22 protein-coding genes are annotated in these 23,313 nt (G+C 59.0%); 10 read left to right on the top strand and 12 right to left on the bottom strand.

The annotated features are described in order from the left end of the window. Positions 1 to 98: 98 nt before the first annotated feature. Positions 99 to 701, top strand: coding sequence for an alpha-ketoglutarate-dependent dioxygenase AlkB family protein (locus ACR0J8_RS11310; RefSeq protein ID WP_480523094.1), 603 nt, complete (start codon positions 99 to 101; stop codon positions 699 to 701). On the opposite strand, the gene ACR0J8_RS11305 is transcribed toward ACR0J8_RS11310, so the two are convergent. Then, positions 698 to 1,519, bottom strand: coding sequence for an ABC transporter permease (locus tag ACR0J8_RS11305; RefSeq protein WP_170824985.1), 822 nt, complete (start codon positions 1,517 to 1,519; stop codon positions 698 to 700). The two genes, ACR0J8_RS11310 and ACR0J8_RS11305, sit on opposite strands and share 4 nt — an antisense overlap. Before the next feature lie 122 nt (positions 1,520 to 1,641). On the opposite strand from ACR0J8_RS11305, the gene cysQ reads away from it, so the two are divergent. The 7 genes from cysQ (at position 1,642) to ACR0J8_RS11270 (ending at position 9,645) form a co-directional block, all read left to right on the top strand. Further along, positions 1,642 to 2,439 carry a 3'(2'),5'-bisphosphate nucleotidase CysQ gene (gene cysQ / locus ACR0J8_RS11300; RefSeq protein WP_480523093.1) on the top strand — a complete coding sequence of 266 codons (798 nt, stop codon included), beginning with the start codon at positions 1,642 to 1,644 and terminating at the stop codon, positions 2,437 to 2,439. Further along, on the top strand, positions 2,439 to 3,239 hold the full coding sequence (locus tag ACR0J8_RS11295) for a 3-deoxy-manno-octulosonate cytidylyltransferase family protein (protein ID WP_480523092.1): 801 nt from the start codon (positions 2,439 to 2,441) through the stop codon (positions 3,237 to 3,239). Before cysQ ends, ACR0J8_RS11295 begins: the two co-directional genes overlap by 1 nt. Positions 3,240 to 3,309: 70 nt before the next feature. Further along, positions 3,310 to 4,293, top strand: coding sequence for a UDP-glucose 4-epimerase GalE (gene galE, locus ACR0J8_RS11290; RefSeq protein ID WP_480523091.1), 984 nt, complete (start codon positions 3,310 to 3,312; stop codon positions 4,291 to 4,293). A 7-nt stretch (positions 4,294 to 4,300) separates the two neighbouring features. Next, positions 4,301 to 5,344 carry a glycosyltransferase family 2 protein gene (locus tag ACR0J8_RS11285; RefSeq protein ID WP_480523090.1) on the top strand — a complete coding sequence of 348 codons (1,044 nt, stop codon included), beginning with the start codon at positions 4,301 to 4,303 and terminating at the stop codon, positions 5,342 to 5,344. Positions 5,345 to 5,530: 186 nt separating this feature from the next. Then, entirely contained in the window at positions 5,531 to 6,517 is a 987-nt protein-coding gene (locus tag ACR0J8_RS11280) for a glycosyltransferase family 2 protein (protein WP_480523089.1), read from the top strand. Next, positions 6,514 to 8,214: a DUF5927 domain-containing protein gene (locus ACR0J8_RS11275; RefSeq protein ID WP_480523088.1), complete on the top strand. Its 1,701-nt coding sequence runs from the start codon at positions 6,514 to 6,516 to the stop codon at positions 8,212 to 8,214. Before ACR0J8_RS11280 ends, ACR0J8_RS11275 begins: the two co-directional genes overlap by 4 nt. A 6-nt stretch (positions 8,215 to 8,220) precedes the next feature. Further along, positions 8,221 to 9,645: a nodulation protein NodH gene (locus ACR0J8_RS11270; RefSeq protein WP_480523087.1), complete on the top strand. Its 1,425-nt coding sequence runs from the start codon at positions 8,221 to 8,223 to the stop codon at positions 9,643 to 9,645. A 2-nt stretch (positions 9,646 to 9,647) separates the two neighbouring features. Here the strand turns inward: ACR0J8_RS11270 and ACR0J8_RS11265 are convergent, their stop codons facing one another. From ACR0J8_RS11265 to hslO, 8 genes are all read right to left on the bottom strand, one after another. Beyond that, complete coding sequence (locus tag ACR0J8_RS11265; protein ID WP_170612703.1) at positions 9,648 to 10,166, bottom strand: L,D-transpeptidase family protein; 519 nt, start codon at positions 10,164 to 10,166, stop codon at positions 9,648 to 9,650. A 61-nt stretch (positions 10,167 to 10,227) separates the two neighbouring features. After that, positions 10,228 to 11,013 (bottom strand): ion transporter, encoded by a 786-nt coding sequence (locus ACR0J8_RS11260; RefSeq protein WP_480523086.1) that lies wholly within the window; start codon positions 11,011 to 11,013, stop codon positions 10,228 to 10,230. Between the two features lie 20 nt (positions 11,014 to 11,033). Beyond that, positions 11,034 to 12,263: a class I SAM-dependent RNA methyltransferase gene (locus ACR0J8_RS11255; protein ID WP_480890214.1), complete on the bottom strand. Its 1,230-nt coding sequence runs from the start codon at positions 12,261 to 12,263 to the stop codon at positions 11,034 to 11,036. Positions 12,264 to 12,322: 59 nt separating this feature from the next. Further along, complete coding sequence (locus ACR0J8_RS11250) at positions 12,323 to 14,155, bottom strand: ABC transporter ATP-binding protein (RefSeq protein WP_480523084.1); 1,833 nt, start codon at positions 14,153 to 14,155, stop codon at positions 12,323 to 12,325. Further along, positions 14,152 to 15,990, bottom strand: coding sequence for an ABC transporter ATP-binding protein (locus ACR0J8_RS11245; RefSeq protein WP_480523083.1), 1,839 nt, complete (start codon positions 15,988 to 15,990; stop codon positions 14,152 to 14,154). Before ACR0J8_RS11245 ends, ACR0J8_RS11250 begins: the two co-directional genes overlap by 4 nt. Positions 15,991 to 16,182: 192 nt before the next feature. Then, positions 16,183 to 17,337 (bottom strand): CCA tRNA nucleotidyltransferase, encoded by a 1,155-nt coding sequence (locus ACR0J8_RS11240; RefSeq protein ID WP_480523082.1) that lies wholly within the window; start codon positions 17,335 to 17,337, stop codon positions 16,183 to 16,185. Beyond that, a complete protein-coding gene (locus tag ACR0J8_RS11235; RefSeq protein ID WP_480523081.1) occupies positions 17,334 to 17,948 on the bottom strand; it encodes a CoA pyrophosphatase in 615 nt (204 codons plus the stop codon). Before ACR0J8_RS11235 ends, ACR0J8_RS11240 begins: the two co-directional genes overlap by 4 nt. Continuing rightward, positions 17,923 to 18,909, bottom strand: a complete 987-nt coding sequence (gene hslO, locus ACR0J8_RS11230; RefSeq protein ID WP_480523080.1) for an Hsp33 family molecular chaperone HslO — start codon at positions 18,907 to 18,909, stop codon at positions 17,923 to 17,925. Before hslO ends, ACR0J8_RS11235 begins: the two co-directional genes overlap by 26 nt. 76 nt (positions 18,910 to 18,985) lie before the next feature. On the opposite strand from hslO, the gene ACR0J8_RS11225 reads away from it, so the two are divergent. After that, entirely contained in the window at positions 18,986 to 19,429 is a 444-nt protein-coding gene (locus tag ACR0J8_RS11225; protein WP_480523079.1) for an NUDIX hydrolase, read from the top strand. Here ACR0J8_RS11225 and ACR0J8_RS11220 read toward each other — a convergent pair. Then, positions 19,426 to 20,700, bottom strand: a complete 1,275-nt coding sequence (locus ACR0J8_RS11220; protein ID WP_480890210.1) for a PP2C family protein-serine/threonine phosphatase — start codon at positions 20,698 to 20,700, stop codon at positions 19,426 to 19,428. The two genes, ACR0J8_RS11225 and ACR0J8_RS11220, sit on opposite strands and share 4 nt — an antisense overlap. Before the next feature lie 162 nt (positions 20,701 to 20,862). On the opposite strand from ACR0J8_RS11220, the gene ACR0J8_RS11215 reads away from it, so the two are divergent. Beyond that, positions 20,863 to 21,192: an Hpt domain-containing protein gene (locus ACR0J8_RS11215; RefSeq protein WP_480523077.1), complete on the top strand. Its 330-nt coding sequence runs from the start codon at positions 20,863 to 20,865 to the stop codon at positions 21,190 to 21,192. A gap of 16 nt (positions 21,193 to 21,208) precedes the next feature. On the opposite strand, the gene ilvA is transcribed toward ACR0J8_RS11215, so the two are convergent. Together ilvA and ACR0J8_RS11205 are read right to left on the bottom strand one after the other, a co-directional pair. After that, positions 21,209 to 22,435, bottom strand: coding sequence for a threonine ammonia-lyase IlvA (gene ilvA, locus ACR0J8_RS11210; protein WP_480890207.1), 1,227 nt, complete (start codon positions 22,433 to 22,435; stop codon positions 21,209 to 21,211). Positions 22,436 to 22,493: 58 nt separating this feature from the next. Further along, complete coding sequence (locus ACR0J8_RS11205) at positions 22,494 to 23,255, bottom strand: hypothetical protein (RefSeq protein WP_480890204.1); 762 nt, start codon at positions 23,253 to 23,255, stop codon at positions 22,494 to 22,496. Between the last annotated feature and the right edge of the window lie 58 nt (positions 23,256 to 23,313).

Genomic DNA, 23,313 nt, shown 5'->3' with positions numbered 1-23,313 from the left:
AGGGCGCGACGAAAGGCCTGCAAGCGGTGTAAAACGCAGGATTTCGGGATTTTGTGGCCTTTTTCGGCAAGGTTTTGGCAAGGATTGAGGATTCTGGGATGGCCCGGCTGATTTTGCGCGGATTCGACATCAGAAAGGGCTGGCTGGATGCATCGGCCCAGACGCAACTGATCGAAACGCTGCGCCCGATTCTGAAAGCGGCGCCACTGGTGCGGCCGGTGACGCCGCAAGGCAAGGCTATGTCGGTGCGCATGACCTCGGCCGGGGCCGTTGGCTGGGTCACGGACCGGGATGGCTACCGGTATCAAACACAGCACCCGCAAGGGAAGGCCTGGCCCGACATTCCCGAACCGATCCTGAACCTGTGGCACGACCTTGCCAGCAGTGAACGCGACCCCGATTGCTGTCTGATCAATTATTACGGGGAAGGCGCCCGAATGGGTCTGCATCAGGACAAGGACGAGGCCGATTTTTCCTGGCCGGTTCTTTCGGTTTCGCTGGGGGATGATGCGCTTTTTCGGATCGGCAACACCACCCGAGGCGGCAAGACCGAGTCGATCTGGCTGAATTCGGGCGACGTTGTCATCATGGGCGGGCCAGCACGGCTGACTTATCACGGGATCGATCGCATCCGCTTCGGATCTTCCAAACTCTTGCCAAAAGGCGGGCGGATCAACCTGACTCTGCGGGTGGCCCGTTAGCGGCGTGCGTCCCAGCTTTGAGACACGTGTTTGCGTGTAAAGAACTCACCCAACAGCCCGATCATCAGCAGCGCTATGCCGACCCACAAGGCATATTCCCAGTTTGTGTTCCGTGGAAAATAGTTGCGGAAAATGAAGCCCCGGGCCTGGTCGATGATGTGAAACAGCGGGTTCCAGGCGAACATCATCAGGATATAGCCGCCCAGCGCATTGGCGACGAACATCTTGCCCGAGAACACCATGTTCAGACGCCGATAGATGTTTTTCAACATCTCCGCCGTCCTTGGAAACCACGGCTTCAGGGCCATCAGGTTCAATCCCACCGTGCATCCCACAAACCAAGACAGGATCAGCATTCCGAAGGCGCCGCCTGGGTCCAGAATATCCAAAGGTTCAACCGCGACATGATACACGAACAGGATCACCAGTATTGAAACGAGCTGCGTGTAAAGCGCGCCGAAGGCCGCCGCCAAAAGCATGATCATCGGATTCATCGGCGAATGCAGCATCATCGGATTGTTCCCCGGCGCAATACCGGCAATCGCGGATACCGACTTTACATGCATGATGAACATGAAAACGCCCGACAGCATGTAAAGCACGAAGTTGCCGCGGATTTTGGCAATCCGTCCCCCCATGAATGACAGGATCAGGTAGAAGACCGTGGCCAGAATGACGATCTGCATGATGTTGATGAAAATCGCGATAACAGCATTCGAATGTTGCGAGCGTATCTGCCGCACGACGGCGTGAAACACCAGTTCCGCCGTGGTGAAGGCACCGCCCAAAAGCGTTTGGTTGCGCTTGTAATAAAACACCCGACGCGTCTTTCCTGCTTCTTTGCCCAAAAACTGGCACGAAATTCTTGCCGTTCCGTAACCGTCACATCATAAGTCCAACAGGACATTGGATCAACAAATCCCAGGAACGGAGCATTTTTGTGACCTACGACGCGTTAATTCCCGTCATCAGACGCCTTGCCCTGCAAGCAGGGGACAAGATCATGCAGATATATGAGGCGGATGATTTCGACGTGAAGGTCAAATCCGATAGCAGCCCCGTGACCGAAGCGGACGAGGCGGCAGATGCCCTGATCTCGGCCGGTCTGCGCGAAGCCTTTCCCGACGTCCTGCTGGTGACCGAGGAACAGGCGGCCTCGCACACGCAGAAGGGCGACACGTTCCTGATCGTCGACCCGCTGGACGGCACCAAGGAATTCATCAACCGGCGAGGTGATTTCACCGTCAATATCGCGCTGGTCGAAAACGGCGTTCCCACGCGCGGCGTTGTTTATGCACCTGCCCGGGGCCGCATGTTCTACACGCAGGCCGATGGCCGGTCGGTCGAAGAAACAGGTGCGCTTGAGATGGACATTATCGGGGACGTTACGCCAATTTCAGTGTCTGAACCGGACAATTCCGCTCTTTTGGTCGTGGCCTCGAAATCGCATCGGGACCAGGCGACCGAGGATTACATCAACAAATATCAGGTGAAGGACAGCAAAAGCGCCGGCTCGTCGCTCAAGTTCTGCCTTGTGGCCACTGGCGAGGCCGACATCTATCCACGGGTTGGCCGCACGATGGAGTGGGACACCGCCGCCGGACACGCGGTTCTGGCCGGCGCCGGGGGCAAGGTCGTTCGCTTCGACGATCATTCACCGCTGACCTATGGCAAGGAAGACTATGCAAATCCGTTCTTCATTGCCTACGCTCCGGGTGTGGAACTGAAGGAAGCCTGATGTCTGTACTGATCGCAATCCCCGCCCGTTACGCGTCGACCCGCTATCCGGGCAAACCGCTGGTGCCGCTGGCCGGTGCAAGTGGCGTGTCCATGACCCTGATCGAACGATCCTGGCGCGCTGCGTGTTCGGTGTCCGGCGTGGACCGCGTTGTAGTGGCTACAGACGATGACCGCATTCGTGACGTGTGCGAAGGGTTTGGGGCGGAAGTGGTCATGACCTCCGAGACTTGCGGTAACGGCACGGAACGCTGCGCCGAAACCCATGCCAATCTGGGTTCGGGTTACGAGATCGTCGTCAATCTGCAGGGAGACGCACCGCTGACACCGCATTGGTTCGTCGAAGATCTGATCACGGGGTTACGTACGGCCCCTGACGCGGGTGTGGCCACGCCGGTCCTGTGCTGTGACGGTGATGCGCTGAACAGCCTGCTGAATGATCGCAGGAACGGAAGGGTCGGCGGCACAACCGCCGTGTTCGGTGCAGATCACAGCGCGATGTATTTCTCGAAAGAGGTGGTCCCCTTTACCACGGCCACTTATGCGGGTGACGAGCCAACCCCGGTGTTCCATCACGTGGGTGTTTATGCCTATCGACCCGATGCGCTGGCCGCTTATCCCGACTGGCCGGTGGGGCCGCTGGAGAAACTGGAAGGACTGGAGCAGCTTCGGTTCATGGAGAACGGCCGCAAGGTTCTGTGCGTGGAGGTTGAGGCCAAGGGCCGCCAGTTCTGGGAACTGAACAACCCGCAGGACGTGCCCAAGATCGAAGAAATGATGGCCGCTATGGGGTTGGATTGAACATTTTTACCCATTTCACCGCCTCCTTTCATGGCCTAGTGTTTTTTGACGTTCGGAAATTGGATCACCCATGACAGTTGTTCTTGTCACCGGCGGCGCCGGATATATCGGGTCGCATGCCTGCAAGGCCCTTGCTGCCGCAGGCTATACGCCTGTGACATATGACAATCTGGTTACGGGCTGGCAGGACGCGGTTAAATTCGGGCCGTTCGAGCATGGTGATCTGCTGGACCGAAGCAGGCTGGAACAGGTGTTTGCCAAATACCGTCCCGCTGCGGTGATGCACTTTGCTGCTCTCAGCCAGGTGGGCGAAGCGATGGTGCAACCCGGCAGATACTGGGCGAACAATGTCGCCGGTTCGCTGAACCTCATCGAAGCAGCCGTCGAAGCCGGATGTCTGGATTTCGTCTTTTCGTCGACCTGTGCCACTTACGGCGATCAGGACAATGTGGTGCTGGACGAAAACGCGCCACAGAACCCGGTGAATGCCTACAGCTCCTCGAAACGCGCGATTGAGGATATTCTGCATGATTTCGGGGCCGCGCACGGGCTGAATCACGTCATTTTCCGCTATTTCAACGTTGCAGGAGCTGATCCTGACGCGGAAGTTGGCGAGTTTCACCGGCCCGAAACCCATCTGGTGCCGCTGATGCTGGATGCCATCGACGGTAAGCGGGATGGTCTGACCGTGTTCGGAACCGATTACGATACGCCGGACGGCACCTGTATCCGCGATTACGTTCATGTCTGCGATCTGGTGGATGCCCATGTTCTGGGGCTTAAATGGCTGGAAAACGGTAAAGGCAACCGGGTGTTCAACCTGGGGACCGGGTCGGGGTTTTCGGTGATGGAAGTGATCGAGCAATCCGGCGCGGTCACCAACCGAACAGTGCCCTATACGATCGGGCCCCGTCGCGCCGGGGATTGTACGCGGCTGGTTTCGGGCTCGGACCGGGCGGAACAGGAACTGGGCTGGCGGCCGAAAAGATCAACGTTAGAGACGATTGTCCGGGACGCATGGCGCTGGCACCAGACCGGACACTACGAGAAATGAGGGTCATGTGACCGCGCACCCGGTTCAGGATCTGCCACCCATTGGCTGGGCGCAGATGTACCGGTTGCGGCTGAAACGCCGCGGGCTCTTGTGGCGCTCATTCCGAAGCCGCCGCCAGCTGTCCTGTCTTGAGGACCGGACGGAGAAAATCGGTAAGGGAGATATTCTGGCCTTTACCACACTGCGCAACGAGATGACGCGGCTGCCGTGGTTTTTTGAACACTACCGAACCCTCGGCGTGGATCATTTTCTGATCGTCGATAACGGCAGCGACGACGGATCGACCGAATATCTGTTGGAACAACCCGATGTTTCGGTCTGGAACACGACGGCCAGCTACCGTGCCGCACGGTTTGGCCTGGACTGGCTGACCTGGCTGCAGATGCGATACGGGCACGGGCACTGGACCTTGATGGCTGATGCGGACGAGTTGCTGATTTACGCCCATCACGAGACCAGATCGCTACATGATCTGACCGCATGGCTGGAGTCGCACAGGCAAGACGCCTTTGGCGCGCTGATGCTGGATCTGTATCCGCAAGGGCCGCTGGGGGATCAAAGCTATGACCCCGAGACCGACCCGATCCGGGTGCTGGACGGGTTCGACAACGGTCCCTACCGGGCGCAGCGCCAAAGCCCGCTGGGTAATCTTTGGGTGCAGGGCGGAGCCCGCGAGAGGATGTTTTTCTCAAATGCCCCGCGTCGGTCGCCCACGCTGAACAAGATCCCTCTGGTACGCTGGTCCCGGCATTATGCCTTTGTAAACTCGTGCCATTCCGCGCTGCCGCGCCGGTTGAACACCACCTATGACGGCCCGGGGGGGACTGCGGCCTCGGGTATCCTGCTGCACACCAAATTCCTGCCGGATGTCGTCGACAGGTCCGAAACCGAGAAGACCAGGCGTCAGCATTTTCATGATCCGGACCAATTCGGGCCATATTACGATGGCATAATTGCGCAACCTGTCATGTGGACAGAGCGATCAGAGCACTACGCCGGATGGCAGCAATTGCGAGCGCTGGGGCTGATAAATGACGGGGGCTGGAACTGAATTGCCGCCTTCCCGACAGAATTGCAACGCCCCCGGCTAACAACTTTTAAACCCGTTGCCTCGCAAGATGCATAGGTGGCATAAAACGGCAATGGCTCGGATCCACTCAGGCTTGAACAGGCCCCGGGCCTGCTCGCGTAATAATAAGGGTTGGGCAGTCGCGTGAGCCTGTTGGATTCATATAGAATGAGGCTTCGGCGCAAGCGCCGTCTGGTACGCTGTGTGCGTAAACGGCGTGAGTTGCGCGCGGTTTCGAACAACACCGCGCAAATACAGCGTGGCGATGTCCTGCTGATGAGCGTTGTGCGCAACGAAAAGATCAGGCTGCCGTTCTTTCTGGACTATTATCGCAACCTGGGCATCAATCACTTCCTGTTTGTCGATAACGACAGCGATGACGGAACCTGCGCCTTTCTTGAGGCGCAGCCGGATGTGTCCGTCTGGCAGGCCGAGGCCAGCTATAAGCGCGCATCCTTTGGTCTGGACTGGTCCAACTACCTGCTGCGCAAATACGCGCCCGATCACTGGGTCCTGACGGTCGACCCGGATGAGTTCTTCATTTACCCGTTTTGTGACACCCGCCCGATCCGCGCGTTGACGGACTGGCTGGATGGCTGTGCCGTGCGCAGCTTTGGCACCATGCTGATCGACATGTACCCGCAAGGTCCGGTCGATGAGGCGCCATATCAAGAAGGGCAGGATCCGTTCGAAATCGCGAACTGGTTCGACTCGGGCAACTACATGATTACCCGAAACCCCGATTATGGAAATCTGTGGATTCAGGGCGGCCCCCGCGCGCGGGTGTTCTTTCAGGACAATCCCTCAAAAGCTCCGGCGCTCAACAAAATACCGCTGGTCAAATGGGACAAGCGGTATGTCTATGTCAGCTCGACCCATTCCCTGCTGCCGCGCGGGCTGAACCAGGTCTATGACGAATGGGGCGGTGAAAAGGCCAGCGGCGCGTTGCTGCATGCCAAGCTGATCAACACTCTGGGCGACAAGGCGCGCGAAGAACTGCACCGCGGCCAGCATTATCGCGGCTCGGGCGAGTACCGGGCCTATGCCCAGCGACTGGAAGGCAAACCGGTTTTTTGGTGCGACTGGTCCGAGAAATACATCAACTGGAGACAGCTTGAGATTCTGGGCCTCTTGTCGAAAGGAAACTGGGCATGAGCGGTCTGGGCGTCGTCATGCTGGTGCATACAGCACTGGACCGTGCCGAGCAGGTCGCGCGCCACTGGACAACGTCCGGCTGCCCGGTAGTGATCCACGTGGATCGTAAGGTTTCCGACCAGGCATTTGCCGAGTTTTCCGAGGCCTGCGCCGACAATCCCCTGATTGTATTCTCGGACCGGCATGCCTGCGAATGGGGCGGCTGGGGCATCGTCGCAGCCTCGCAATGCGCGGCGACGCTGATGCTTGAACAGTTCCCGGATGTGCGTCACGTATTTTTGTCGTCCGGGGCCTGTCTGCCCCTGCGGCCCGTGCAGGAGCTGATCGACTATCTGTCGGACCGCCCGCGCGTCGATTTCATCGAAAGCGCGACCACCGCCGATGTCAGCTGGACCATCGGCGGTCTGGATCATGAACGGTTCACCCTGCGATTCCCGTTTTCCTGGCGCAAGCGCCGCAAATTGTTTGATACTTACGTCAAACTTCAACGCGCCCTGGGCTTGCGGCGGCGTATCCCGGACGGGCTGGTCCCGCATATGGGCAGCCAGTGGTGGTGCCTGACCCGGCAGACCCTGTCGGCCATCCTGCAGGACCCCAAACGCCCCGTGTATGACCGCTATTTCCGCCGCGTCTGGATACCCGATGAAAGCTATTTCCAGACGCTCGCAAGGCTCTATTCAACGCATATCGAAAGCCGCTCGCTGACCTTGTCCAAGTTCGACTTTCAGGGTCGGCCGCACATATTCTATGATGACCACCTGCAATTGCTGCGCCGTTCGGACTGTTTTGTGGCCCGCAAGATCTGGTGGAAGGCCGACCGGCTGTATCAGTCGTTTTTGACCGATCAAGCTGGGGCGATGAAACCGGCCGAGCCAAATCCGGGCAAGATCGACCGGGTGTTTTCCAAAGCGGTCGAGCGGCGCATGCGCGGGCGCGACGGGCTTTACATGCAAAGCCGGTTTCCCCGACATGGCAGCGAAAACGGCCTGACGTCGTTTCCATATTCGGTATTTCAGGGCTTTTCCGACCTTTTTGAAGATTTCGAAACCTGGCTGGAAAACACAACAATCACACGCGTACATGGTCATGTGTTCGGCCCTGAACGGGCAGAGTTTGCGGGTGACCAGACAATTACGAACGGCGCACTCAGCGATTGCGCCACATTGCGCGACTACAACTCGAAGGCTTTCCTGTCGAACCTGATCTGGAATACTCGCGGCGAAAGACAGTGTTTCCAGTTCGGCCCGGCGGACACGCAGGATATCAATTGGTTTCTGGCGCGCGACAAGAACGCACAGATTTCAGTGATCACCGGAGCCTGGGCAATTCCTCTGTTCCGGTCGAACCGGAACTTCGCCGATATCCGCAACGAGGCCGCGCGCCTGCAACAGATCGAAAGCAAGCAGCTTGAGGTTCTGACCTCGGTCTGGACCAAGGCGCGGGTGCGCACCTGGTGTCTGGCAGAGTTTGTCGAATCTCCGATCGAGGCGCTGCATGAGGTGATAGACGAGATCGGAACCCAGCAACCGAGCCACCTGATTGAGGCGCCGAAGATGGTTGATCTGTCCGGCTTCGGTCAATTCCTGCAAAACCTGAAGAACCAGGGAATGCACCCGTATCTGATGGGCGATTTCCCGGTAGACGACGTGTTTGGCAGCCAGACCAAACCGTTCCGAAAACCCTATTTGGTTCAGTAAATCGCCATGTCCGGTCCCTGGGATTACTTCATCGTTCTTGGCGCCATGCGCACGGGATCCAACCTGCTGGAAGCCAATCTGAACGCACTGGAGGGCGTGAATTGCCACGGAGAAGCGTTCAACCCGCATTTTATCGGCCGATTGAAGTCCGAGGAATTGCTGGGTGTTTCGCTGGACGAACGCGACCAAAATCCTGACCTGTTACTAGACGCCATCAAAGCAGCCCCCGGCGCACTGAACGGGTTTCGCTATTTTCAGGGGCACGATCCCCGCGTGCTGGAGCCTGCGCTGAGCGACCCGCGCTGTGCCAAGATTGTTCTGACGCGAAATCCGCTGGACAGCTACATCTCACTGAAAATTGCGCGGGAGACCATGCAATGGCAGTTGAAGAACATAAAGCGCCGCCGCGATGCTCTGGTCACGTTTCAGGCTGAAGAGTTCTCGGACTACATGGATCAGCAGCAGGAATTTCAACTGATGCTGCTGAACCGGCTGCAGAAAACCGGGCAGACCGCATTTTTTCTGGCCTATGACGATCTGAACCGGCTGGATATTCTGAACGGATTGGCATCGTGGCTTGGGGTACAGGCGCGGCTGACGGCCCTAGACGACACGCTCAAACCCCAGAATCCCGGCCCGGCCCTGTCCAAAGTCTCAAACCCGGAGGAATTGGAACAGGCGTTGTCCGGAATGGACGCGTTCAACCTGCATCGTAACCCGGGATTCGAGCCGCGCCGCGGGCCGGCAGTAGGCCAATACGTCACTGCCGCCCGGACACCTTTGATGTATCTTCCCTTGCGCGGCGGAAACGACAACGCGGTGACGACATGGATGGCCGATCTTGATGGCAGCGCGCCGGTCACGAACCGCAATCGCAGGCAAATCCGGCAATGGCTGGAGGCCAACCCCGGACACCGCAAATTCAGTGTCTTGCGCCACCCTTTGGCGCGGGCCCATACCGCGTTCTGTTCAAAGATTCTGAGTACCGATCCAGGCGCCTATGCTTCCATCCGAAATACCCTGCGCAACCGCTTCAAACTGCCCATTCCCGGCCAGATCCGCGACGGTAATTACCCCTTGGAACAGCACTATCAGGCGTTTGCGGCCTTTCTGAAGTTCCTGCACCACAATCTGTCCGGGCAAACGTCCATTCGGGTGGACGGCGTTTGGTGCAGTCAGGCGCAGGCGCTGGAGGGGATGTCGGCCTTTGCGCTGCCCGATCTGATTCTGCGGGAAGATGAACTGGCCGCCGCCCTGCCGGAACTGGCGCGTAAAACGGGCCATCCTTCGCCGCCCCAACCGGCAACATGTGCGCCGGACACCCCCTACGCGCTGGATCAGATTTATGACACAGAACTGGAAGCGCTGGCGGTTGAAACCTACCAGCGCGACTATCAGCAATTCGGGTTTGGAGACTGGAAACCGGTCTAGGATCAGGGGCGCAGGGTGATCAGCGTGCCTTTGTTCACCATCGCGTAAATCTCTTCGATTTCTTTGTTTTTTACGGCGATACAGCCTGCCGTCCAGTCGGGCGTCTTACGGGAGCGGCGGATTTCAGACCTGAGGCTGGGCTCACCATGAATGAAGATGTCACCGCCCGGATCGACGCCTGCTGCTTTGGCCTGCGCAATGTCTTCCGAATTCGGGTAGGAAATCCCGATCGACAGGTGATAGCGGCTGCGCGGGTTCCGGCGGTCAATCAGGTACGACCCTTCGGGTGTGCGGCCATCGCCGCGTTTTGTCTTGGTGCCTTGGGGCGCAAAGCCCAGCGCGACATCGTATTCTTTCAGTATCCGTTCGTTGTGCAACAGATACAGCTTGCGCGCGCCCTTGTTGACGACCAGCGACGTCACCTCGGGTCCGCGATATGTCAGAAATTTCGGGTTGGCGGATGCACATGCCGAAAGGGCCAGCGTCGCCATCGCCCCTAATCCAAATACTCGACGATCCATATATTCACTGCCTGCTTCTGCTTTTTTGCGATGATTATGCCAGAAAACGCGAAATTTGAAATCACTTTTTGCTGTTCAACTGCCTGGTCAGGTGGCGCTCGATGGTTTCCAGACGCTCCAGAACCTCATCGCGGTAGGCATCGGTTTTGACTTCATCCTCGGCATGGTGGGCATCCTGCATCGAGTTGACGATCAGACCGACCAGCAGGTTCACCACGGCAAAGGTCGTGACCATGATGAAGGGCACAAAGAAAATCCACGCGTAGGGATAGACCTCCATCACCGGGCGGACGATGCCCATCGACCAGCTTTCCAGCGTCATGATCTGAAACAGCGTATAGGCGGACAGGCCCAGATCACCGAACCAGTCGGGGAAAGACTGAGAGAACAGCTTGGTCGCGATAACGGCGCCGATATAAAACAGGATCGCCATCAGCAGAAACACACTGGCCATGCCGGGAAGCGCCGAGATGAACCCTTCGACAACGCGGCGCAGGCGCGGGGCCACCGAAATGACACGCAGAACCCGCAGGATACGCAGCGCCCGCAGCACTGACAGGCCCGCACCACCCGGAATGAGGGCGATACCCACAATCAGAAAATCGAAAATATTCCAGCCGCTTTGAAAGAACCGCCGACCGGTTGCCACAAGCTTCATGGCAATCTCGGCCACAAAGATTGTCAGGCACAAGCTGTCCAGCGTCACGATCAGGGGGCCTGCGCGTTCCATCAGACTGGGCGAAGTTTCCATGCCCAGCAAGACGGCGTTAAAGATGATGACACCGGTGATGAAACGCCCGAATGCCGGGGCTTCGATAACAGTCGAAAGGCGCTGGGTGATCCCCATTGTGAATATCTCCGGTCTGATCATTGTGCTGGGCCTAAAGTGAACCGCGCGGCAAGTTCGGTGTGTGACGACCACCGAAATTGGTCAACGACCTGTACCCATTCAAGGGCATATCCGGCATCAACCAGAATTTTTGCATCCCGCGCAAAGGTCACGGGGTTGCAGGACACGTAGGCCACGACCGGACGCAGCGCCTGCGCCAGTTCGGCCACCTGCGCCTGCGCGCCCGCACGAGGCGGGTCCAGCACAATGGCGTCAAAAAACTTGAGCTCATCCGGCATCAGGGGTCGGCGAAACAGATCGCGGGCCTCGGTCGTGATCCGTTTCAGGCCTTTGGCTTTGCGCCAGCCCTGGTCCAGCGCCTTGGTCATCGCCGCTTCGCCTTCGACGGCGTGAACCTCGGCCTGTTCCGCAAGCGGTAACGAGAGCGTACCGCAACCCGCAAACAGATCGGCGACGCGCTTCGCGCCCTGCGTGGCCTGCAAAACCGCCTGTATCAGAGCCTGTTCTCCGTCCTTGGTGGCCTGCAGGAATGCGCCGGGCGGCGGGGTGACTTCCGCCTGACCAAACCTCTGGAACGGAGGCGTACGCATGGCGATCACCTCTCCATCCCAGGCCAGCCTTGCCAGCCCGTATGCCTCAGTCTCCTGCGCCAGCGCCAGTTTCAGCGAGCCGTCCAGCGGCTTGCCGCCCTGAACGGATACATCCAGGCCGACCTCGGATAATGTCAGCGTCACGGCCAGCACGCCTTTTCGGCTGCCGCCCAGAACGGCCAACGCTTCGGCAATGGGGATGGCAGCGACCAGCGCCGGGTCGAGCAACTGGCAATCGGGGATCTCGGTAATCGTGTCCGAAGCGCGCCCGTGAAACCCGGCCAACGTTCCCTTTTTCGTTCGACGCACCGCGATTGTTGCCCGACGGCGCGACCATTCCGGCGACGTATGGATCGGACGCATGGGCGCGCTCAGGTCCTGTGCTGCCAGTGCGTTGCGCACCACTTCGACCTTCCAGTCCGCGACAAAACTGTCGGCTGCATGTTGCAACTGGCATCCGCCACAGGCTTTGTAGTGGCGGCACGGCGCCTTGACTCTGTTTTCCGATGGGGTGTCCACGCGGATATCGCCGAGAATCTGGCCCTGCAACGTCCCGCTGACCACTTCTCCCGGCAGGGTGCGCGGCGCGTAGACCGGGCCTTCGGCGATGCCGTCGCCCTGATGGCCAAGACGGGTGATGGTGAATTTCTGCGTCATGCGTGGCCTGATACCGGGGCTGCGCCCGCAACAAAACCCCTGACTGAACGCTTTGCGCCTTATTCCGCCGCTTCGGCCTGAATGAAGCCGCCCGACTGACGGTGCCAGAACCGGGCGTAAAGCCCACCCTGCTCCAACAGCGCCTCATGGGTACCGCTTTCCACGATGCGTCCATGATCCAGCACGATAATTCGATCCATCTCGATCAGGGTCGACAGGCGGTGCGCGATGGCCAGAACGGTTTTGCCCTGCATGACACGATGCAAGGCGGCCTGGATCGATGCCTCAACCTCGGAATCCAGGGCCGAGGTTGCCTCGTCCAGAACCAGTATCGGCGCATCTTTCAGAATGGCGCGGGCCAGCGCGATTCGCTGGCGCTGACCACCGCTAAGCTTGACGCCCCGCTCCCCCAGATGCGCTTCATAACCGGTTCGACCCTGCGCATCCTCAAGCCCGAGGATGAATTCATGCGCTTCGGCCTTCCGCGCGGCGGCGATCAGTTCGGGTTCCGTGGCGTCGGGCCGGCCATACAGAATATTCTCACGGGCCGAGCGGTTGAACATCGCCGTTTCCTGCGTGACCATCCCGATCTGGCTGCGCAGGCTGTCCTGCGTCACCTTAGAAACGTCCTGTCCATCGATCAGGATCGCGCCCTCTTCCCGGTCATAAAGCCGCAGCAGCAGGGACACCAAAGTCGATTTTCCGGCCCCCGAGGCACCAACCACACCCAGCTTTTCGCCGGGCGCGACGGTCAGGTTCAGATCTGCAACCCCGCCGATATCCCGCCCATAGGCGAAACTGACGTTTTCGAAAGCGATGCGCCCTTTGGTGACGTTCAGACGTGTTGCGCCGCTGCGGTCTTCGATCCGGTCCCGCCTGGTCAGTGTCTTCATGCCATTCTCGATCTCGCCGACATTGGCATAAAGGCCCATCAGCGTGAAACTGACCCAGCCTGTCATCTGCGCGATGCGGATCGACACCGCGCCTGCCGCGACGATATCGCCTGCCGTGGCAAAGCCTGCCTGCCACAACCAAAGTGTGGCTCCCAGCAAAAGCACCGGCAACACGCCTGCCAACGCCATCAGGATGGATCGGAAACTGGCCGAGAGCCAACCGAAATCCAGCGACTTTTCGCGCAGGGTCATCATGGCGTCACGCGCGGCCTGATCCTCGTTGTCGGAATGGGCGAACAGTTTGACCGTCTTGATGTTCGTGATGGTATCCACCACCTGCCCCGACACCATTGCCCGGGCTCCTGCCCGCGCGGCCGAACGCAGGCGGATGCGTGGCAAGTACCATCGGATCAACAGCAGATACACCGCAAGCCATCCGGCAAAAGGCAGCATGACCAGCGGATGAATTGACCCTAACAAAAGCAAAGATCCCGCAAGCGAGGCCAGCGCAAAAACGATTGCACTGATGACATCCGACACCACCGACGCCATGGCATTCGACGTCTGCATCTGTTTCTGCGCGATCCGGCCGGCAAAATCGTCGTCGAAATAGGTCGTCGATTGGCCCAGCGTCCAACGATTCAACCGGGCCAGAACAAGCGGCGTAATGTTGGGCATCACAACGTAATTGTTCGAGAAGGACGACAAGGCCGCGATGATCGGCCGCAACAGCATCAAAAAGATTGCGGCACCACCGAAGGCCCACAGATTCCGTTCTTCAAACAGGTTCTCCGGCCCGCTGGTGGTGGCAATGTCGATCACCTTTCCCAGTATCCACGCGGTGGCCACTTCTGCTGCTCCGCCCAGCATGGAAAGGAACGCCGCCACAAACAGGATCGACCAGGACCCCGCCAGGCACCAGCGAATGAACGCCCCCAACCTCTGCGGGGGGGGCGTGTCAGCGCCTTTGAAAGGATCGATGAGGTTTGCAAGCCTCATTCAGCAGCCTCTGGGTTCAGGAAGCCGCCAGACTGCCGCGCCCAGAACTGCGAGTAAAGCCCGCCTTGCGACAGCAGTTCAGAGTGCCTGCCCTGTTCCACGATCCGGCCCCCATCCATCACCAGAATGCGATCCATCTGCGCAATGGTGCTGAGCCTGTGGGCGATGGCGATTACGGTTTTACCTTGCATCATGCCGTAAAGAGTTTCCTGAATTGAGGCTTCGACCTCGGAATCTAGGGCAGAAGTCGCCTCGTCCAACAACAAGATCGGCGCGTCCTTCAGGATCACCCGCGCCAGCGTGACCCGCTGCCGCTGACCGCCGCTTAGTTTCACGCCGCGTTCACCCACATGGGCATCGTAGCCTGTGCGCCCTTGTGGGTCTTGCAGGTCAAGGATGAAGTCATGCGCCTCGGCCTGTTTGGCGGCGGCGATCATCTGCTCTTCCGTGGCGTCGGGTCGACCATAGAGGATGTTGTCCCGCACCGATCGATGCAACAGCGCACTGTCCTGCTGGACCATGCCGATGTGGCTGCGCAGACTGTCCTGCGTGATGTTGGCGATGTTCTGATTGTCGATCAGGATTGCACCGCTCTCGACGTCGTAAAACCGCAAAAGCAGCTTGACCAGGGTCGATTTCCCGGCCCCCGACCGCCCGATCAGGCCGATTTTTTCACCCGGGCGGATTGTCAGATCGACGTGATCCAGACCACCGGTTTCACGGCCATAGTGATGGGACAGGTCGCGGATTTCGATCTGGCCTTTGGTCAGCTGCAAATCGTCGGCCTTCGGTGCGTCCAGCAGGTCGATGGGCTGCGCAATCGTTTCCATCCCTTCGGCAACAATACCGAGCTGGCGGAAAAAACTGGTCAGCGCCCACATGATCCAGCCGGTCATGGCATTCAGCCGCAGGGTCAGGGCGGTGGCGGCGGCAACCACACCGACCGTTGCGCTGCCCTGCATCCACAGGGAAATGGCCCAGCCCACAACGCCGACGATCAGCAGACCGTTCAGCGTGACCAGAACGGCATCCATCACGGTGAAGATCCGCATCTCGATCTGAAAGGTCCGCCGCGTTTCCTCGATCGCTTCGCGGGCGTAGTCGAGCTCCTGCGTATCGTGCGCGAACATCTTCACCGAATGAATGTTGGTGTAGCTGTCCACCACCCGCCCGGTCACGTTCGAGCGCGCATCAGACGCCGCCTTTGACGCCGGTTGCACTCGCCGCACGGTCCACCGGACCAGAGCTGCATAGAGCGCGAACCAGATCAGCAGCGGGATCAGAAGACGCGCGTCTGCCGCATAAAGAAGGATTGCCGCACCGATCAGATAGGCCAGCGAAAAGGATATCGCGTCGAAGACCTGAAAAATCACCTCGCCAGCAGCCGGAGGGGTTTGCATGATCCGGTTTGCGATACGTCCGGCAAAGTCGTTTTCAAACCAGCCAACGGACTGGCGCAGCACGTGTTTATGCGCGCGCCACCGGATCAGGGTGCCAAAATTCGGCAGGATTGCGTTGTTCAGCAAAAGCACGTCCACCACATGCAGCAAAGGCCGCAGGAACAAGACAAAGACCGCCATCAGGATCAGTTCCGTTCCATGCGCCTGCCAAACCTCGGTAGGCGATCCGCTGAGCAGGTCCACGACGCGCCCCATATAGTAGATCAGACCGATCTCGACCCCGGCCACGATGACAGAAATCAGCGCCGTCCAGATGAAGATCCTGTAGAACGGGCTCGAATAGTCCAGCATGAATGGCCACAGCCGCGTCGGCGGTGTGTCGGTCTCGGTATAGGCGACAAAAGGGTCAACAAGGTTTTCGAAATAGCGAAACATGGAGAGTGCTCCGATTGAGCATAAACTAGGGGCGTGCGAAGAAAGATGGCGCCAGAACACCACCCTTACGGGTCAAAGTGTTCCGGCTTTAGCCGAACCAGATCCCGTAATACATTCGCATTCCTCCATCCATGTGACAGGGGCAAGTAACCACAAACGATTTGACTTGTCATCCCTTTTTGAGACCTCGCGCTAATCGGCAAGCAGCTCTTTGCGGCTTAGCCGGAAGCCCGACTCGATCCAACGGCGCTCCAGTTCGGCAAGTTTCTGGCCCAGTGCGGGCCCGGAAAAATCGGGGATCAGGTCCGTTGCACCGATTGGAAAACGGGCCGCCGCGCCAGCTTTCAACTGCTGTTTCAGGTCATCCGACCACGGTTGTTCCAGCAACGCACAGCGCAGCAGGGTTTCATGCAATCCACCATCTTCGCCATAGCGATAACCCAACTCGGCCACGCTTGCGGTCCCCGAGGCCTCTTCCCGCATTCGGGTCAGCCGCTGCAGTTGCGCCCGGCTAAGGCGCAGGGTCGCGGCGTCTTCGGGTGTTGCAATGGCTGCCAGCCTGCGCACTGCGTCAGGGGACGCGCCAGCCTGCTGTTCCAGTGCAATCAGCGGCGCCAGTGATCTGTCATCCGCCCCGGGCAGCACTTGCATCAGAACGCCGGTACTTCGCATTCCCGCCACCGACGGTGCGGGATCAGGGGCTGCCAGCAGCTTCAGCAACTCGGCCCCGACCCGTTCGCGCGACAGTTGACGCAGCCCGTCCGGGTTTGCCGCAATCGCCGCCAGCGCATCCTGATCGAACCCGGCCTGCGGATCGCCATACCAGGCGTGAAACCGGAAAAAGCGCAGGGATCGCAGGTAATCCTCGCGAATGCGGTGTTCGGCGGTTCCGATAAAACGGACCCGGCGCGCCTTCAGATCCGGCAGGCCGTTCAACGGGTCAAGAACCGTCCCGTCCGGGGCGGCATAGATCGCATTCATGGTGAAATCACGGCGGGCGGCGTCTTCTTCCACCTTATCCGAAAATGCCACCACGGCCCGGCGACCGTCCGTTTGCACGTCCCGGCGGAACGTGGTGATTTCATGCGCGATGCCGTGACAAACAACCGTGATGGTTCCGTGATCAATCCCGGTAGGGATAGCCTTGAGGCCCGCATGCCGTGCAAGCTGCATGACCCGTTCCGGCGGCGCATCTGTGGCGATGTCGATATCCGACACCGGTTCGCCCAACAATGCGTTGCGCACGCAACCACCGACAAACAACGCCTGCGCCCCGGCTTCTGTCAGGGCCGCACAGACATTCTGCGTTGCCGGTTCCGTAACCCAGGGTTCAACAATCCGCTTCATTCATTCAACCGTGCTGCCAATCCCCGCAACATGCGGGCCGTTGCGCCCCAGATGTAATAGGGACCGAACGGAACTGTGAAATAGTGCCGTCTCTGGCCCCGCCAACGACGTGATTCCACGATATAATTCGCAGGGTTGAGGACATGTGCAAGCGGAACCGAGAAAACTTCCTCCACCTCACCGGGTTCCGGGATCGGGGTGAATGGCCGCCGCAATATGGCGACGACCGGTGTCACCTGAAACGATGTCACGGTCTCATGCACGGGCAGGTGTCCCAGGATTTCGGGCAGTTCAGGTGGCAGCGCGATCTCTTCGCGGGCTTCGCGCAGGGCCGTGGCAGTGACGTCGGCATCGTCACCGTCCTGCTTGCCACCCGGAAAGGCGATCTGCCCGGGATGGTGTTTCAGGGCCGACGACCGTTTGGTCAGGATCAGGCGCGGCTGGTCTCCGACCAGCGAAATTGGCACCAGCACACCCGCCGGACGCAGTTTCCGCCCCGGCGGAAGAACCGCATCCGGGTTCAGGTCAAAATCGCTGGACCCACCGCCCGGTCGGCGCAGGGCCGCCCTGAGCTGTTCAGTCAGGTCATGCACCGCCGGACTCTTTGGCATCGAAACCCACGGTTTCGGGGTCAAGGACGTAATGTGCGCCACAGAACTGGCAGTCAGCCGTCACCAGACCTTCGGGCGTGGTCATCTTTTCGATGTCCTTGGCGGAATAGATCGACAGGCTCTGCCGCACGCGGTCCTCGGAACAGGTACAGCCGAACTGCACGGCTTGCGCGTCATAAACGCGGGGCTGTTCCTCATGAAACAGGCGGATCAGCAGGTCCGTGGGTGCCACCGAAGGCCCGATGAGTTCCAGATCTTCGACCGTATCCAGCAGGATATTGACCCGGCCCCAGTTTTCGCCTTCTTCGCCGTCGACCAGATCCGTCGCTGTCAGGATTTCGCCCTCGCCCTGACTGCTTGCCACAAAGGGCGAGGCCTTGGGCATATGCTGCAACATGACACCACCCGCGCGCCAGTGTTCCCCCACGCCCGGTTCGGTCGATTTGCCAAAGCTCAGCGAAAACCGGGTTGGCAATTGCTCGGATTGCGCAAAATATGCCTCGGCGCAGGCGCTGAGCGAACCGCCGGCCAGCGGTGTGATGCCCTGATAGGGCTGTGTGCCTTTCCCCTGATCGATCAGAATCGCGAAATAGCCTTCGCCCACCTGATCAAACGGCGCGGCATCGGTCAGCCGATCGCGGTCAAAGCTTGCATAGGCGCGGATGCGGGCTAGCTCACCCTCTTTTTGAGGCGCGTAATAATCCGTTGCGATCATCCGCACCGCACCCTTGGACTGTACCTGCAGCGAAAGCTTCCAGCGCAACGCAACAGTCTGGCCGATCAGCGCGGTCAGCAGGGCCATCTCGGCCACCAATGCCTCGACCTTTTCAGGATAGTCGTGCTGTTTCAGGATGCCGTCCAGAACGCCATCCAGACGGGCCACGCGGCCGCGCATATCCGATACATCGAGTTGAAAGGGCAGGACGGTGTCGTCCCACGCGATTTTCGTTCCAAGAGACATGGGGTTTCCTTACACGCCACGGGTTGGCATACCGCCACCATATAGGTCGAACAGATTGGGTTGTAAGGGGCCATACATGATCAGACGGTTCGGTGAAACCCCGGAACCGGGGCGCAAGTACATACGCAGGGTGGGCGTTTACGGTTTGCTGCCGCGAGGCCGGCACCTGTTGCTGACCTGCCAGACAGAACCTGGGCCGGACCTTCAGTTACCCGGTGGCGGTATCGATCCCGGCGAATCCCCGATCACTGCGCTGCACCGCGAGGTTTACGAGGAGACAGGTTGGCAAATCGCCGCGCCCCGGCGCATCGGCGCGTTCCGACGGTACACGTTCATGCCGGAATACGATCTGTGGGCTGAAAAGGTTTGCCTGATCTATCGCGCAAGGCCCGTGCGCCGCATGGGCCCGCCCAGCGAACCCTTTCACGAAGCATTGTGGATGCATGGCGCTGACGCGGTTGAGATGTTGGGCAACGGCGGCGATCGGCACTTTGCCAGACTTCATTTTAACAGGATCTAACAAAGGTTAAACTCAAAAAAAACGGCAGAGACATCGTCGCCCATGCCTTCGCCGGGCGAAACTGCCTGGGTGAGCTGCCAGAACATGTCGTCCAGAAACTCGCTTCCTGCCCGGTCCGACGCACACCCCAGCGCCATTTGCTGCAATCCGGATTCGTCCAGCAAACCGCCATCGGCCAGACGGCATTCCGTGAACCCATCAGAATACAGCATCAGCCTGTCGCCGGGCTTGAGGTAGAGTTCGGTCTGTTGGAAGTGAACATCCGGCAGCAAGCCGATCGGCAAACCGCCCTCACCCAGAAACTCAGCGCTGCCATCTTGGCGCAGCAGCAGCGGATGCGGATGCCCTGCTTGCACCATTTTCACATGGCCGTTGCGCAGATCGACAATGGCGTAGACCATCGTGAAATATTCTTCGACACCGGCATCCGCCATCAGGCGTGAGTTGAGCGTTGCAGCGACCTGTTCCGGTGGAAGCAGGGCATAGAACTTGTCGAACCGACGCTCCATCGCCACGTTCTGATCGAAATGTGTGCTGGACAGATACCCGCCCAAGCGCGCCGTCATCATCGCCGAAGTGATGCCGTGCCCGGACACATCAATGCTGTAAAACCCAAGACGATTGACGCCGGGGGAAAACATGCCAACAAGGTCACCACCAATGTGACCACAAGGTTTGAGCAGCAGGCTGACCCGGGAATTGCCGAATTCCCGGCTGAACTCGGGCACCAGTGACTGCTGGATTTTTCGGGCCTGCATCAGGTCCTTGTCGATGGCATCGTGGGCCTGCTTCAACTCGTTCAGCGCGTTTTCGATCAGACGGTTCTTTTCCGACAGTTCGCGTTGCATATCCAGAATGCGTGCCCCGGCCGAGATACGGGCGCGCAACTCATCCGCCTCGAGCGGTTTGATCAGAAAATCGTCTGCACCGGCATCCAGCCCGCGCGCGACCTCCTGCTTTTCGCTTTTGGAAGTTAGAAGGATGAAATAGCTGTATTGATCGCCGCCCAGCGCCCGAAAGGTGCGGCAGAATTCCAGCCCGCTCATCCCCGGCATGACCCAATCGCTGACAACCAGATCCGGAAGGCTTTCGGCACATAAGGCAATGGCGGCTTCACCGCCGTCCGCCTCGATCACCTCGAACCCCCATTTTCTGAGGTATGCGACCAGAATGCGCCGTTGCAGGCGGCTGTCATCCACGACCAGCACCCTGCGGATCGCACCAAACTCCATCTCTGCGCTGGCTTCCGCCTGTCCGGGTCCTGACACCATCACCCTCTGCACCGCACGCGATTTCGAATGTCACAACCCTAGCGCGCGGTGATTTAACATCCGATGAAGGTGCAATCCGAGGTTTCTTCGACCGGCTTAACCGGACCTTTACCGCACAGATGCTAATTCCATGGCACAACAGAACGAGGCGGGAAGGGCACCATGATCCACTGGCACAGGGTCAGACAATTGCGGGATGAGGTTGGCGTCGACGAGTTTGACGAAGTGGTGCAGATCTTTCTCGACGAGGTTCAGGAAGCCCTTGCGCGCCTGAACAATGATACCGCGCGGACAGAACTGGAACAAAACCTGCATTTCCTGAAAGGCAGCGCGCTGAGCCTGGGATTCGATCAGTTTTCCAAACTTTGTCAGGATGGCGAACGGCGGGCAGCAGCCGGTGAAGGCGACAATGTGGATCTGACCGCAATCCTGACCGCCTACGATGAATCCCGGGCAGTATTTTTAGCAAACCGGGCAGAGAGCCTTAGTTAGAGGCTGCTTTTTGCGCTCAGATCACAAACTGGGCCAGTGTTTCGTCTTCAGTTATGTCGGTATAGGTGAACCCGGCCTCGTCCAGATGCGCAAACAGCCGCATGAAGTTTTCCGGCTTGCGGGTTTCGATCCCGATCAGGACCGAGCCGAAATTGCGCGCCGATTTCTTCATGTATTCGAAGCGCGCGATGTCATCCTCGGGGCCGAGAATGCCCAGAAACTCTTTCAACGCACCGGGGCGCTGGGGCAGGCGCAGGATGAAATACTTTTTGACGCCGGAATAGCGCTGCGCCCGCTCCTTCACTTCGGGCAGACGCTCGAAATCGAAGTTGCCGCCCGAGGTGACGCAAACCACCGTTTTGCCGCGCACAAAGCTTTGAACATCCGTCACCGCCTCGACCGCCAGCGCGCCGGCGGGCTCCAGAACGATGCCTTCGACATTCAGCATCTCTATCATGGTGGCGCAGATACGATCTTCGGACATCACCAGGACATCCGACAGGTGGCAATTGCGCAGCAGTTCAAAGGGCTTTTCGCCAATCCGGCCGACGGCGGCGCCATCGACAAATGTGTCGACGCGATCCAGCGCCACCGGATGACCCGCCGCCAGCGCCGCGCGCAGGCAGGCCCCGCCTGCCGGTTCCACGAACAGGCAATGGGTGCGATCCCCGAACCAGGTCGCCACACCCGCCGACATCCCGCCACCGCCCACCGGCAACAGCAGGTGATCAGGCACACCGCCCAGCTGTTCCTCGATCTCGACCGCAAGGGAGGCCTGCCCTTCGATCACATCCTCATCGTCGAACGGCGACAGGAAATGCCCGCCTTTTTCCGCACACCATTTTTGCGCCGCCTTCAGCGTGTCGTCGAAATAGTCCCCGGTCAGATGAATCTCGATATTGTCGCCGCCAAAGATGCGGGTTTTCTGAATTTTTTGCTGCGGGGTGGTCACGGGCATGAAAATCACACCGTTCACACCCATGTGCTTGCACATATAGGCCACGCCCTGCGCGTGATTGCCCGCACTGGCGCACACAAACAGATCCTGACCCGACTGCTTGCGCATGGCGTTGAACGCGCCCCGGATCTTGTAAGACCGCACAGGGCTGAGGTCTTCACGCTTGAGCCAGATATCAGCCCCAAACCGGTCGGACAGGTGGGCGTTCCGCTGCAACGGCGTTGGCGGAAACACGGTGCGCATCGCCTGTTCGGCGGCACGGGCGCGGGTCATGAAATCAGTCATGACCGTTTCAGTGCCGCATCAGTGCAAGAAGGGCAAGGAATACATATGTGTACGCGGCTCAGGTGAGTTCGCGTTTTTCGACAAAGATCCCATACATCGTGGTCAGGATGCTGACATTGATCATCGGCAGAATGAGAGATCCGAAAAACACGGTCAGCAAAACGCCCAGAACCGGGATAATGGCAAGCGCCGCAAGCGCAAACTGCACCAGGATCTGAAACACAAAACTGACCACTAGCAGAACAACAATCGCGCCAGCCACACCCGATGTTCGGTTCCACGCATCGCCCAGTGTAATCGGGTTGCCGATCGCGGCAGCCGGCAGGATAATGGACAAGCGGTAGAAGCAAACAACCAGAACTAGCGCGGCACCGAAGCTTATGACAACCGCGATCAGTCCGGCGCTTTCACCCAGGACAGACAGAATTAGTCCGACCGGTATGAACCCGATTGCCATCAACAGGCCCAACAAAGCAAAGCGGCCAAGATAGGCGAGAATTCTGTCGAAGCGGAATGTGGGCAACAGCCCGCTGGGGTATTCCTCCAACAATATGAACCTGTGCCAGGACACGGCGATCCAGAACATCACGATGAACACCACGACGACAACCAAAAAGGTAAATACCGTAATCGAACCAAGGTTTTCTGGCGACGCATTGGCGGTGTCATCAAACGACTCGAGTGGAATTCCCAGCAGCAGAAACAGCCCGACGATCACGGCGGTTGCGATCACGGCCGGTCCCAGTGCGATCTGCAAAACCTGTCTGCAATTCCCGAATACCATCCGCACCGAATGCGCAAAAATCTCCCAACCCAGCATCTGAAAACCGCCCTCTCAACCAATCCTTGTTCTCTTTCCAACTGTTTCACCCCAATTC

It is taken from the genome of Ruegeria sp. N11, from assembly GCF_056531525.1.
This window is presented reverse-complemented; position numbering and strand designations above follow the sequence as displayed.